11 protein-coding genes are annotated in these 14,046 nt (G+C 43.6%); 6 read left to right on the plus strand and 5 right to left on the minus strand.

Features of this window, described 5'->3' with window-relative positions; genetic code table 11:
* The first annotated feature begins 1,062 nt into the window (after positions 1 to 1,062).
* The 3 genes from BW947_RS01845 to cydX are packed head-to-tail and all read left to right on the plus strand — an operon-like array spanning position 1,063 to position 3,931.
* Positions 1,063 to 2,625, plus strand: a complete 1,563-nt coding sequence (locus tag BW947_RS01845; RefSeq protein WP_076496615.1) for a cytochrome ubiquinol oxidase subunit I — start codon at positions 1,063 to 1,065, stop codon at positions 2,623 to 2,625.
* Positions 2,626 to 2,648: 23 nt separating this feature from the next.
* Positions 2,649 to 3,788: a cytochrome d ubiquinol oxidase subunit II gene (gene cydB / locus BW947_RS01850; RefSeq protein ID WP_076496616.1), complete on the plus strand. Its 1,140-nt coding sequence runs from the start codon at positions 2,649 to 2,651 to the stop codon at positions 3,786 to 3,788.
* 26 nt (positions 3,789 to 3,814) lie between these two features.
* The gene (gene cydX / locus BW947_RS01855) at positions 3,815 to 3,931 is read left to right on the plus strand and encodes a cytochrome bd-I oxidase subunit CydX (protein WP_076496617.1); all 117 of its coding nucleotides are present in this window, start codon (positions 3,815 to 3,817) and stop codon (positions 3,929 to 3,931) included.
* A 480-nt stretch (positions 3,932 to 4,411) separates the two neighbouring features.
* On the opposite strand, the gene BW947_RS01865 is transcribed toward cydX, so the two are convergent.
* The 3 genes from BW947_RS01865 to BW947_RS01875 form a co-directional block, all read right to left on the minus strand.
* Positions 4,412 to 6,415 (minus strand): methyl-accepting chemotaxis protein, encoded by a 2,004-nt coding sequence (locus BW947_RS01865; protein ID WP_076496619.1) that lies wholly within the window; start codon positions 6,413 to 6,415, stop codon positions 4,412 to 4,414.
* Between the two features lie 284 nt (positions 6,416 to 6,699).
* Positions 6,700 to 9,789, minus strand: a complete 3,090-nt coding sequence (locus BW947_RS01870) for an efflux RND transporter permease subunit (protein WP_076496620.1) — start codon at positions 9,787 to 9,789, stop codon at positions 6,700 to 6,702.
* The gene (locus BW947_RS01875; protein ID WP_076496621.1) at positions 9,786 to 10,898 is read right to left on the minus strand and encodes an efflux RND transporter periplasmic adaptor subunit; all 1,113 of its coding nucleotides are present in this window, start codon (positions 10,896 to 10,898) and stop codon (positions 9,786 to 9,788) included. Before BW947_RS01875 ends, BW947_RS01870 begins: the two co-directional genes overlap by 4 nt.
* 141 nt (positions 10,899 to 11,039) lie before the next feature.
* On the opposite strand from BW947_RS01875, the gene BW947_RS01880 reads away from it, so the two are divergent.
* The gene (locus BW947_RS01880) at positions 11,040 to 11,666 is read left to right on the plus strand and encodes a TetR/AcrR family transcriptional regulator (RefSeq protein ID WP_076496730.1); all 627 of its coding nucleotides are present in this window, start codon (positions 11,040 to 11,042) and stop codon (positions 11,664 to 11,666) included.
* Positions 11,667 to 11,869: 203 nt separating this feature from the next.
* On the plus strand, positions 11,870 to 12,739 hold the full coding sequence (locus tag BW947_RS01885) for a DUF6268 family outer membrane beta-barrel protein (RefSeq protein WP_244153220.1): 870 nt from the start codon (positions 11,870 to 11,872) through the stop codon (positions 12,737 to 12,739).
* Positions 12,740 to 12,751: 12 nt separating this feature from the next.
* Here BW947_RS01885 and BW947_RS01890 read toward each other — a convergent pair whose 3' ends face one another.
* Entirely contained in the window at positions 12,752 to 13,312 is a 561-nt protein-coding gene (locus BW947_RS01890) for a chalcone isomerase family protein (protein ID WP_076496623.1), read from the minus strand.
* Positions 13,313 to 13,361: 49 nt separating this feature from the next.
* Here BW947_RS01890 and BW947_RS01895 point away from each other — a divergent pair, with 49 nt between their 5' ends.
* A complete protein-coding gene (locus tag BW947_RS01895; protein WP_076496624.1) occupies positions 13,362 to 13,541 on the plus strand; it encodes a hypothetical protein in 180 nt (59 codons plus the stop codon).
* Position 13,542: 1 nt separating this feature from the next.
* Here the strand turns inward: BW947_RS01895 and BW947_RS01900 are convergent, their stop codons facing one another.
* Complete coding sequence (locus tag BW947_RS01900) at positions 13,543 to 14,022, minus strand: DUF2947 domain-containing protein (protein WP_076496625.1); 480 nt, start codon at positions 14,020 to 14,022, stop codon at positions 13,543 to 13,545.
* Positions 14,023 to 14,046 lie beyond the last annotated feature (24 nt).

The raw sequence follows: 14,046 nt of genomic DNA on the forward strand, positions 1-14,046 counted from the left end.
CATTACTAAGTAGGTCGTAGCCAAGTTGATAAACGATAGCATGATTTACTTCACTCTATTACTCAGGAAAACCATCTTGAGTGATAAGTAAAAAAAAGCCCCCATCTCAATGAGATGGGGGCTTTTTTATTAATAAAACGTCAAATTAATCCAATGAACTTTTCGAGTCATTCGGAGTGTTATTTCAGCTCGTTAGCGGTATAAAGTTCAACAAAAACACGCTTATAACTGTTAACCAGACGTTCAAATAATTTAGTCATATCAATATCTCCACACCAAAAGTTAATACCAATGTGCGCGAAGTAGGTTTGGGCTGGGCGACGACACCGTGTTACCCAATTGTCTCCTTAACACAGGCTATATATTAGACAAACCAAATGCGCTTATCAAACGAGAAAAAATACAATTAAGCATTAGATAAATTAATGAATGTTTTTTAGTTTTTATGGGTTTCAATTTGGTTAACGTATTAAGTTGTTGTTATTTATTATTAATTTTATAAGTTGTTTATTTTGTTCTTTATTTGTTATTAGCCTAATTGTTGTAGTTTTTTAAATTTGTTTTTGTTTTGACCGTTAGCGTGCCATTTTTGTGGCTAAGGTGTAAAAACATGGTTTTGTATAGAATGATGCGTGTTTGCTACTCTCATTGATTGGTGTTGTCAATACCGCTGGGTAGGGAAGTGTGTGCCTTGCCGCAAAAACCATCTAAACCACTGAGTTTGATTGATTTGAATCAAACTCAGGTGTATAAAATACCGGTAGATGAGCGTAAATAAATATCTTAACTTGCTGATATTTATATTGATGACTCATTTGACCTATTAAGTAGTAAAGTATTGCTCCCAATGTTATGTAATAGTGTGACCCATGTCTCGATATGTTGTGAGGCTGAGGGCTTTTTACACCGTACAGCTTGGATGTAATGCGAAAGATTAAATTTAACGGTTTATACTGATGACAGATATAAGCACAAAATGAAACTCACTATCCTACCAAGGCACTTGTTGCGAATAATTGTGTATGTTCACAGCAATTGGACGCACCACGTAAGGAGTCACCGATGATTGTTGCAGAGGTTGTTGAGCTGTCACGGTTGCAGTTTGCGCTGACAGCCATGTATCACTTCCTATTTGTTCCCTTAACTTTGGGGCTAGCATTTTTGCTGGCTATCATGGAATCACTGTATGTGATGACCGATAAACAAATTTATAAAGATATGACGAAGTTCTGGGGTAAGTTATTTGGAATTAACTTTGCCTTAGGTGTGACGACGGGTTTGGCAATGGAGTTCCAATTCGGAACAAACTGGTCTTACTATTCGCACTATGTAGGCGATATTTTTGGCGCGCCATTAGCGATTGAAGGCCTGATGGCATTCTTCTTAGAATCGACCTTTGTGGGAATGTTCTTCTTTGGTTGGGATCGCTTCTCTAAACGCCAACATTTAATGGTGACTTGGTTAGTTGCTTTTGGTTCTAACATGTCGGCGCTGTGGATTTTAATCGCAAACGGTTGGATGCAAAACCCAGTCGGTTCTGTGTTTAACTACGAAACGATGCGTATGGAGATGGTCAGCTTCGCTGAGGTGGTATTTAACCCCGTCGCGCAGGTGAAATTTGTCCATACCGTAGCATCTGGTTATGTCGCTGGTGCCATGTTTGTATTGGCGATCAGTGCTTACTATATCCTCAAAAAACGTGATTTACCTTTTGCTCGTCGCTCATTTGCGATTGCGGCCAGTTTTGGTATGGCGTCGATTTTGTCGGTTATCGTATTAGGCGATGAGTCTGGTTATAAAGTGGGTGAAGCACAGCGTGTTAAATTAGCGGCGATTGAAGCTGAGTGGCACACTGAACCTGCTCCAGCGGCTTTCACTGCGGTTGGTTTCCCTAATCAGGAAACGATGCATACTGATTATGCAATTAAAATACCCTATGCAATGGGCATTATTGCTACTCGCTCACTTGATGAGGAAGTCACGGGTATTCACGATTTAATTGCTGAGCATGAAGTGCGTATTCGTAACGGTATGAAAGCGTATGCCATGTTAGTCAAATTGCGTGCGGGTGATGTCACTCCTGAACTGCGTGCCGCTTTTGACGCTGCAAAAGTGGATTTAGGCTACGGTTTCTTACTCAAACGCTATACCGATAATATTGTCGATGCGACCGAAGAACAAATTAAAGCCGCTGCTAAAGATTCAATTCCAAATGTAGCACCTATTTTCTGGAGCTTCCGTTTAATGGTGGCTGCAGGCTTTATTATGTTGTTTGTTTTTGCTGCTGCATTCTGGCAAAGCACTCGTCATCAAATTCAAGAAAAAAAATGGGTACTTAGAGCTGCGGTTTATAGTTTGCCATTGCCTTGGATTGGTATCGAGTGTGGTTGGTTTGTCGCTGAGTATGGTCGCCAACCTTGGGCCATTTCAGAGATATTACCGACCTTTATGTCGGCCTCGAGCTTAACGACTAGCGACTTATGGTTCAGTATTTTATCTATCACCTTGTTTTACACTGTGCTGTTGGTGATTGAGGTATTCTTGATGCTTAAGTTTATCCGTATTGGTCCGAGTAGTTTAAAAACGGGTCGTTATCATTTCGAGACTAATGCTTCACAAAATTAGAAGCCTAAGCAGAGGATTTCATTATGTTTGATTATGAAACGTTGAGAGTTATCTGGTGGGCTCTGATCGGCGTACTGTTCATCGGATTTGCGTTAACGGACGGTTTTGATATGGGTGTGGGTGCGTTGCTACCGATTATTGGTAAGGACGACACCGAACGCCGCATTATGATCAATACCATTGCTCCCCATTGGGATGGTAACCAAGTATGGTTAATCACAGCGGGCGGCGCGTTATTTGCCGCTTGGCCTATGGTGTATGCAGTGTCTTTCTCTGGCTTTTATATCGCCATGATGTTGGTACTGTTTGCGCTTTATATGCGTCCAGTTGGCTTTGATTACCGTTCAAAAATTGAAAATCCACAGTGGCGCAAGTCATGGGATTGGGCCTTGTTTATCGGTGGTTTTGTGCCTCCGCTGATCATCGGCGTCGCTTTTGGTAACTTGTTACAAGGCGTTCCGTTTGAATTTGACGAGTTCCTACGTGCTAAATACCACGGTGGTCTATTTGGTCTGTTGAATCCTTTTGGTTTACTCGCAGGTCTAGTGAGCGTAAGCATGTTTATGATGCAGGGTGCTTCTTGGCTACAAATGAAGACAGATAGTGAGCTGCGCGTTCGTGCTGCAAAAGCTACGCAATTTTTTGCGCTATTAGTAGCGGTGTTATTTGCAGCAGCAGGCGTGTGGCTAGCCAATGGGATTGATGGTTATGTAGTGACATCGACACTCGATCATTATGCGGTTTCTAACCCTGCATTAAAAACGGTTGCGATTGAAGCCGGTGCTTGGCTTACTAACTATGATAAATACCCCATTACTATGTTATTCCCAATCTTAGGTGTGGTGTTACCGCTGTTAGTGATTATAGTGAGTCGCTTTAACCGTTCCGGTTTTGCCTTCCTATTTAGTTCACTTACTGTGGCTATGGTAATTTTGACTTGTGGTGCAGCAATGTTCCCATTCGTCATGCCATCGTCATTAGATCCGAATGTGAGTTTGACTATGTGGGATGCAACAGCCAGTGAAACAAGCTTAGGTGTGATGACGGTTGCCGCTGCGATTTTTGTACCCTTAGTATTAAGTTACACAGTGTGGACTTACTTCAAAATGTTTGGTCGTATTAGCCGTAAACATATTGAAGATAATAAAGTCTCACTCTACTGATACTGACAATTTAAGGAGCATATACTATGTGGTATTTCACGTGGCTATTAGGGGTTTTGTTAGCCTGTTCTTTCGGTATCATCAACGCTTTATGGCTTGAAAATACTGAGAATATGGACAGAGCGGCAGATGACGCTGACTAACGTCTAAACTCGAATTGAAAACCTCGCGCATGCGGGGTTTTTTATTGGGCTATTTTTAATAATTTGAGATGTGTAAAGAAGGAACAGTCCAATATGCAGGGCGTGATGATGGTTCGTTAGCGTTGACTTTATATGAGTTATTCCGCTCTCGCCTCTAACCTACCTTTATCTTAATTCTACCCAGTCTTATTTTATACCAATCACATTAACGATCTAATCAGTTTAGAGCCTCACAGGGCGGCTGATTTAACTGCATGGCAACGCGCTTTATACAGCGTTTAAGGCTTTTGGCAGAGCACCACTATGCTTTCAAGCCTTCGCCTTGTCTAAAGCGCGTTGAACTCCAGCTGAATGAGCAGATAGTTAATGCGATTGGTGTTAAATATTGTTTTACATACTTATTTTTAATCAGTAGAACATTTAAAAATGCCGCCTATTTAGGCGGCATTGATACGTCATTAACACCCTGCAAGATTATTTCTAGGCTTTAAACTGGCTTATTTGGCGCTTTAAAGTTGCAGCCAAAGAGGACAGTTCGTTCGCTGAATGGACTGTCTGCGAGGCACGCAGCTCACCTTCACTCGCAAGCTCGCTGATCTGATGCAGGTTATGAGTAATTTCTTGGGCCACACTGCTCTGTTGTTCTGTCGCCGAGGCAATGTTACATGAGCTAATTGCCAGTTCACCAATTCGCAGAGTGATTTCCTTAAGTTGTTCACCGGTAGCTTCACCTTGGGCGGCCGATGTTATACCTAACTGACGGCTTTGACTCATTTGCTCCATCGTATTTTTGACTTGAGTTTGTAGCTTTCCAATAGTCTGGCCAATTTCTAAAATAGATGACTGTGTTCGATGGGCTAAAACTCGGACCTCATCGGCAACCACAGCAAAACCTCTACCTTGATCGCCCGCTCGCGCAGCCTCAATGGCCGCATTGAGTGCGAGTAAGTTAGTCTGCTCAGCAATGCTATTAATGACTTCAGTTACTTTGCTAATCGCTTCACTTTCTTGGCTAACTTTTTCGACTGACTGATGGCTGCTATTGAGCTGCTGGCTTAGCTTGAGCAAGTCTTGTACAACTTGAACTTGCTGTTTTTGACCTTCTTTAGCCGCAAGATCCACCTGTTGGCTCTGGTCTGCGCCGGCTTGAGCATGATTGGCAACATCACGAATTGACGTTGACATCTCTTCAATTGCCGTGGCTATTTGATCGGTTTGTAGCATTAAAGCTTGCGCTTCTTCGCCATTTTGTTGTGCCACGTTTTGCGCTTGTATTGCTTGTTGCTCTAAGCTGGTGACCGAGGTTTGCAGTGCGATGATGAGTTGCCTGAGCTCTGCGGACATTATTGATACACTCGAGGTAATTTTATCAACTTCGTTTTGGCTTTGCGGTTCAGATGCCGTTAATTGGCGACTAAAATCACCGTGGCCTAAGGTTTCCATATGATTTTGTAATACATGTAATGGTTTAAGCGTTCTGATTAACACCATTGACAGTAATGCGGTGATTAATGCGATTCCAGTCATTGCCACAATCGCGTTGATTTTAAGTAAATACATGCTCTCTTCACTGAGCTCACTGATTTTTACTTGGCCGATGAGCACCCAGTTCCAGCCATTCACCGTTTGACTGTGGGCAAACATAGCTTCATCTTTGCTATTAGCATAACGCCAGTCGGTATTATCTTGTGTTGCTTGGCTTAGGCTCAAGCCATCTAACATGGAATCGGTGACTCTTTCGTCAGCAGCAAATTGAGGGTGTGCGACCAGTAAATTGTCGACTTTGTGCATTAATAGGAAATGGCCTGTTTCTTCTAAGACTAAATTATTCACGGCTTGTTGGAGTTGTTGTAATACGGCGCTTATTTCAAAACCAATGTACAAAATACCAATGACTTGTCCCTGAGTGTCTTTCACCGGACGATAAACAGTCATGTAATCTTTGCCAAACAGCTTGGCATAACCTTCATAGTCTTTGCCGCTGATCAGAGTTTGATAGCCAGGATGACTTTTGCCTAGATAGGTACCAAGTGCTCTATTGCCATCGGCTTTTTTGAGTGATGTAGCAATACGCACAAAATCGTCACCGTCGCGCACAAATATGGTGGCATTACCGCCCGTTAAGTTCGCAAAGCGGTCGACCTTACTTTTTGAGGTATTAATTTGTTCTTGTTCGTGTAATAGCGCAGGAGTGCTTACGCCAATAACGTTAATGGTTTTATTCGGTTTGCTAAATTGCCCTGGATACATTTCTTTAAAAACATCAGCATTGCGCCTAGCAAGTTGTAACAGACTGTCATATTGCAGTTCTAGCATGCTTGATAAGGCACTAATTTCAGCATTCATCGCACTAATGCCTTTATCTTCAAGTACATTTGATGCCGCTTTATAGGAAAGGGTACTGAGTATACTAAAAATAATAAGGGTAAGAAAAAAGGCGAGGGCCCCAATCTGTTTTGCAATAGGCCAATGTTTATAATTCATTATGTGTTCCTATAGGTAAAGGTGCCGCAATGTACCTGAAAATTTAGCTAGAGGTCTTGATGTGAGTCTAAGATTTATTATTTGTTATCGATTTTGGGTTAAGTTATGGCCAAAAAAGTGGTTTATTTAGGCTGTTGTGGTGTGTAATTGAATGCAGGGGGGATTAAAAATGATTATCAAGTGATTGTTTACCCTTTAGATTAATACATCACCACTTTTTTGAAATGATGATGTATTAAGCTGTTTTTAGTTATTACTTTTTGTTGTGTTCTTTTTAGATTTTTTTACTTTATCCTTACTTTGTTTGCGCCATTATTGAAACTTAGCGTTTTCAGGTTGCGCCGTTTCATCAATAGTAAGTACATAGTCGGTACCCATACGAGTGAGAGTAACGTGGTAAGTAATGTTCCGCCCGCTATCGCAATGGCAAAGGGCGGCCAAAAGCCACCGCCAGCGATGATGAGCGGGATAAAACCGCCAACAGTCGTAATGGTTGTCGAACTGATATGGCGGCCACAACGACTGACTGTGGTAATGATGGTTTCTCTATCGCCAAGTCGAGCGCTCGGCGTACTTTCTAATTCTGCTAAGATCACAATAGCTGCGTTAATGGCCAGTCCCATTAGTCCTAGTAATCCTATGATTACCGGAAATCCAAAGGGATAGCCAAATACAAATACCGCGAGCAGCCCAAGCCCAGCCGATTGTATGGCACTTAGAAGGATAATCGCAGTCAGTCTAAAGGAGTTAAAAGACAGCACTACAGTGGCTAATAGCAGGGTTACTACTAACATGACATTTGATAATAAATTCCCTACCGCTTCGTTGCGTTTAGCGCTTTCGCCCCCGATTTCAATTCGATAGCCAGATGGTAGCTGTAGTTGAGCTATTTTATCATTAACATCATTTAGCACTTGGGCAGGGAGCACTCCGCTGACGATATAGGCTTCAATGGTATTAACTCGTTGGCCATTTCGCCTTGGGATCGCGCCGCGGCTTACAAGCACATCACTGTGAGATAAAGCAGATAATGCAATTGCCTCACCCGAAGGCGCCACGAGTTGAATTTCTGCCAGACGGCTGGTTTCTTCGCGGCTGCTATCACCTAACCGAACCCGAATAGGTAAGGACTCTGTTTGCTCTAGTACGCTGCCACCGATAACGCCAGTAGTCGACATTTGGATTTGCTTAGCAATATCCGTAAGGCTCAAACCACTCATTAAGCTGGCATCTTCATTCACTTGTAGCCACAGCTTAGGCGCACCTGCGCTGAGTGTTGCGCGTGTATGCAGTACGTCCGGTGTTTTAGCGAGAATATTTCGCACTTCGTCGCCAATCGATCGCAAGGTGTCCAGATTTGGACCAAAGATCATTAACTCTACTGGGGCGTTAAAAGGTGGGCCTTGCTCTAATTTGCGTACCAGCACTTGCGCCTCGGGGAAACTGCGATCAAATTGCTGTTGTAATTCAGGAATGAGTTGATTGGCGCGCTGAAAGTCAGTCACTTTAATCATAGCTTGGGCGTAATTGCTGGCGCCTTGTTGGCGCTGGGTTAAATTATAATAAAATGAAGGCGTATTACCGCCAACCACCCAATCGACCTGGCTAATACCTGTAATGGTATGAAGTTGTTTATCCATCAGTTGCACTTGGTGCAGAGTATTTTCTAAGCTCACATGGGGCGCAAGATAGATTTCAATCTGAAACATATCCCTGTCCGATGGCGGAAAAAACTGCTCCGTCATTTTACCGGATGCGTAAAAACCTAAGGCGGGAGTAATACCAATAATTAATGCGCTGAGAATAGGGCGCTTGAGAGCGATTCTAAGGCTTGTTTGAAAATACTGGCTTAGCCGCGGCAGGTTGACCCCATGTTGATACCAAACATCGTTTTTGCCCTCATGGCTAAAGCGTCCAGCAAGCCCTGCAATCAAAGTATGGGAGATTAAGTAAGAGCCCAGCAGCGCAAACATCACTGATATGGCGATTCCACTAACAAACTCTCCCGCTGCGCCGGGCATAAGTACTATGGGCGCAAAAGCAAGAATGGTGGTGAGTGTTGAGCCCGCAAGCGGCAACCAAAGGTGATGTAAGGTTTCACTCACTGCGCTTAGACGACTCATCCCTTGTTGGCGTCTTTGTGATATAGCATCGACAATCACGATGGCATTATCCACCATGATCCCAAGGGCGACAACAAGCCCCGTTACCGACATTTGGTGTATCGGTAAACCAATATATTTCATACAAGCTAAGGTAAATAGAGCCGTAAGTGGTAAGGATATAGCCACGATAACGGCATTTCTTAGCCCAAGCGTGAGTAACAGTACCAATAAAATAATGACAAACCCTTGCAGGAGATTGATAACTAATCCACCGAGGCGTTCGCTGGTATAACTGTTTTGCTCGAATAACCATTGGATACGAACATTGGCCGGCAGGTCGTGATTAAGCTCATTAACCACTTGTTCAACCTGTGCTTGCCAGAGATCGACGCGGCTATTATTGAGCATACGCGCGGCGACAAAAACGCCCTGTTCACCATCGATTAACGCTATGCTGTCTGCCGGGGTTTTGACTTGGCGCGTCACAGTGGCAATGTCACCGAGTCGAATAATCTGGCCTTGGGTATCGATTTTTAGTGGCACTTGGCGAATACGTGTTTGTGAGTCGAGTTCGCCTGATACTTCGACCAAGGCGCGAAAGTGATCATTATTAATTTCACCCGCGGCAATTTTGCTGTCGGCGCTGCTGAGGATATGGGCAATAGTGGCAGGGGTGAGTTGTAATTGGCTCATCTTATTACCGTCAAGCTGTACAAGCATTTCTTCGGCCGGTGCGCCGTAGAGCCTCACAAAATCAGTGCCCGATAATAGCCGAAGTCGACTCTGTAATTCTTTGGAGTAGCGGTTGAGTATATCAACTCGAAGCGGTGTTTTTGCATCCCACACTAAGCTTAAAATGACCGTATAGGCATAACCAATTTGATCATCCAAAGTTGGAGATGGTATAGCCTCCGGTAGGCTTACTTTTGCGTCCGCCAATAAATCCCGCGCCCGAGACCATACGGGATCTGTCTCTGTGACCGTGTCTTTCAATTCTAATTGTATGACTGAAATCCCAGGCCGTGAAATCGACTGTATCAACTTGATTTCTTCAAGGCGTCTGAGTTGATTTTCAAGCACTTCAGTCACTAAAGCTTCGACCCGCTCGGCCGATGCGCCAGGATAAGGCGTGATCACTGAGGCAAAACGATTAGTAATATTTGGGTCTTCAGTACGCGGCAGACTCGATATGGCGCCAAAGCCAGCCACAATTAATAGCGCGATAATGAGGCTAACTAGGCGACCATTTTCAACAAAGGCTTTAATCATAACGGGCTCGGCGCATTAGAGTTTGGAGATATGACTTGACCCACAACCAGTTTATGCAGCCCTTGGGTGACATAGGTTTCTTTGGGCTCAATTGCGCCTTGAATGTAAGCCATGTCTTGGGTGGTGTAGAGAATTTCCACATCCCGCCGCTCAATGACAGATTGCTGCTCCTGGTTTTTGATGACATATAGATTCCATAATCCGCGAATACCATCCGTCAGCGCCGAAATCGGCACCCAATAGCCTGCTTGCGTGACTTGCTGTTGTTGATGCAGATACGCAATTTCACCGTTAATCACACGGGCATCTTTAGGCAGACTTATTCTGAGTTGTAGGGTGCGACTGACGGGATTTACTTCAGCGCTGATACCGGCAATGTTGGCGGTAAATATCTGATCTTGCACACTCACTTGTACTTGCTGACCGGCGTAGAATTGATCCGCTAATGCGACAGGAATGCCAATATAGGCTTCAGGATTGATATCTCCCACCAAGGTAAAGATAGGGCTACCTGCGGCAACCACTTCACCTAGATTATGTAGTCTCTGACTTATGGTGCCGTCAAAGGGCGCTATTAAGATGGATTTATCGAGCTTAAGTTGGTTGGCATACTGTGAGGCGAGTAGACGGTTTTTCACTGCGGCTAAGCTACTTAATTGCCCGTGGTTTTCATCTAATAATTGCTCAGAGACATAACCCGACTTTTTCAATTGTTGATTACGTTTTAAGGTGCTGGTGGCGAGGTTAATATCGGCTTGGGTTTGTGCCAGACTGGCTTGGATCTCCTGACGTTCCGCTTCGAGTAGGCGGGTATCGAGCACTGCAAGTATTTGCCCTTGTTTCACTTTAATGCCTGAATCGGCCTGTAGTTCGTTTAACTTGCCGGCTAATTCAAAACCGACCCCCGTCGTATTACCAGCGCGGATTGTGCCTGTATAGGTTTGAATACGCTGATAACTAGGCGTTAGGATTAACGTTTGACTTGTTACTGTGGGCAGCGTGACTGTAGTGGCGTGTTCGGTCACTTCCTTTTGACAGGCCGTTAATGATGCAAACGCAAACACGCAAATGTGAGTCGTGCGCCAAAAGCGCCTTGCTGTGAGATCCATAATCAGTATTTCCACTGTAGGTTAAACGTTAATGCAATGTAAATGGACTTGCTAGTCTAATTGTGCGGAACTGGACTGTCTAGTCTATTTCGTGCTTAACTCATGCAAACTTATTTTCTGTTTAACGAGTGGGTAGTTGATATGACGCATTCCTCTGAATCACAGTTACCGCTGAGCCGTAGCGGTCAAAAACGTCAGCAAGTGCTTGTGGCTGCGATTGATTTATTTTGTCGTCAAGGTTTTCCCCATACCAGCATGGATGAAGTTGCAAAACTCGCGGGAGTGTCAAAACAAACCGTGTATTCCTATTTCGGCAGTAAAGATGAGCTATTTGTTGCGGCAATCGAGTCTAAATGCGTTAGCCATAACCTTAATGATGGTTTGTTAAGTGACCCAACAGAGCCAGAATTAGCCTTGACCCAATTTGCGCTGCAGTTTGGTAAGATGATAGTCAGCCCAGAGACCATCACTGTGTTTAAAACTTGTGTTGCCCAATCCGAGAGCCATCCCGAAGTGTCACGGTTATTTTTTGAGGCTGGGCCCCAGCATATCGTGGGTATATTGGCTGATTATCTGGCAGCTATAGATTTACTTGGCAAATATTGTTTTGGTAATCCCCAGCATAGTGCAGTGCGTTTTTGTTTAATGTTATTTGGTGAACTTAAATTAAAGTTGGAGCTGGGATTGGCCGTCGATGAACTCCTTGGTGACAGAGAAAAATATATTTTAGGGTGTGCTGACATGTTTTTAAAGGCGCATCGACTATAGTCATAAAGTTCAGTCAAGAAGTATCATTTTGTATCTAAACATTGGATGTATGAACTTTTCTGTTTGATAGCGCGTATCATATGCGCAAAATATATTTCGACATTTACATGTAAGGATTAAGCGTGGCTAATCAACTACACCCACAACCACAACTGAGTACAAAATACCTCACACTAAAATATGGTTTATTGTTGCTGCCATTAATGAGTGGCGCGGTGATCGCGGCAGATAAACCTTCGCAGGAAAGTAAGCCTTTCAGATTAAATATCTCCCAGGTGAGCACTCAAAGTGCAGAGGTTGCCAATGGCAATACCGAGCTGCAAAGAGACAGTTTATTGCTCAGTGCTGGCATGAATATGCCGCTAGATCAGCAATGGTCAGTGGGTTTTAATGTCGGTTACGATCGACTTAATTATGACTGGCGCAATATTAGTCTTACTGGACCCAATAATGTTTCATCATTATTTGGCTCTGACGGACAAAGTTGGGATCACATTAATCGTTATCGTGCTGGAGTTTCTTTAAACTACCGCATGGATGAACGCTGGTCTTTTTCGTTAGCACCGCAGATCCAATATGCTTACGCTGATACTGCATCGGCTGACCAAGCACAGAGTTATGGTGTTGTGGCATCGGTAATGTATGCATTAAAATCGGGCAATATGATTGGTTTTGGGGTTGCATACCTCAACGATATTGATGAGGTACGGACAGTGCCTTATCTCGCCATGCGTTGGCAGATAGATGAACATTGGGCGCTGGCTAACCCTTTCCAAGCCGGTTTTAGTGGCCCAGCTGGATTAGAATTAAGCTATAAATTTAATCCTACTTGGAATATGGGTTTTGGTAGTTCGCGCCGTACCGAGCGTTTCCTCATCGAAGATGATGATACCGTAGTAGAAACTAACGAATGGGTCAGTTATCTGCGCGGTGGTTGGCAAGCGACTTCCGCACTTTCTGTTAACCTGTACGCGGGTTACTACTTTGATAGTGAAGTAGAAGTGACTAACCAAACGGCTCTTGAAATCGATAACCAAGGTGCTGTTGCCTTGGATATCGGCTTCAAATTCTAAGGTCAAGTTAAGTTATTTGCCCAGCATGGCCTCTTTTAGGCTGCTCTGGGCAGGTTTATCACCTAGCCAAATTTTTAACAGTGCTTGACGGAACATCTCACCTTCGATAGTCGCTTGTTCTTGACCATTTTTGTAAGCCGTTACGCCGCGGGTTTTATTGGCGACTAAGGTAAATTGGTCGCCAGCTTTAATTTGTTCATTAAATAGCGCCATAAAAGCATCTATCTGCGGTTGGATATCGACGGTGTTATCCGCTGTGGCGTGCTCAAAACCTTCGATGATCGCATCGCGCATTTTTTCGGAGGTGATCATGCTTGAAGTAATATTGAGCCGAATGACTGCAATCGGAGCATTGATGACTGCTGCTGTATTATTTAAGGCTGTCGGTACATAAAGGCTTCCCACATATAAATCCATAAAGAATTTACTACGAACGCCTGTGCCATTCAGTGGTAAAATCTGGCTATCTAACGTCACACTATCAGCAACTTTCACACCTGAAACTTCTTTTGCAATGACTGCGTTAGGTAATAACAGCGCGGTTGCGAGAGTAAGCGTGGAGAGTAACTTCATAATACACCTCATTTTTAGATTCTAATTATTGGGTTTAAAGCTGATTTTGATGAGTATTTTTTTAAAACCTTGGTATCGATTTGGCAAACACTCAACACTGCAAACGGATGTTAATCTAAAGAGAGGGGAGAGTGATAGATTAATGATGTTTAAGCATGATGTGGTGATGGGGGAATTCGGCATACTCGCGTTAAGCATTAGTACGCCATTTGAGTGTAAACAAGATTAAATTAACCGCGAGTACCTAGCTTGTACTGTCCATTTTGTTCGAACATGACTGCTTGTTTTTGTTTTGAAGAGATCAGAATTGGACCGTCATCGAAGAACAAAAAACATTTCCAATTGCGGACAAATACATCCCAACGAGTTTCAATTACTTGATACTTTTCATAGCAAAAATACACCGGCGTATCATCTGGCCATTGAATGAAATCGGCTAACGTAGCAGGTAAACTGCTATCTTCACTGTCCCAAATACTTTGCCAGTCATCAGTTTCAGTCCAAGCATCAGCCTTCGCTGCCCAATCTCCCTTAGTAAATTGCTCCGCTCGACTACTTTTATTGCTGAGCCATTGGTTCCAAACCTCCATAGCACTTTTGTCCGTTAACGGTAGGATATGCGCCTTATCCTCATCGGTAACAGGTAAGTCTTTGTGGTTGAAAATCCACTTACGGCGGTAAATATCTAAAGGTATATAGGTATGAGCCAAACAAAATCTCCTTGGGTATGCGAG

The organism is Shewanella morhuae, from assembly GCF_900156405.1.
In the GTDB taxonomy this organism is placed as follows: domain Bacteria; phylum Pseudomonadota; class Gammaproteobacteria; order Enterobacterales; family Shewanellaceae; genus Shewanella; species Shewanella morhuae.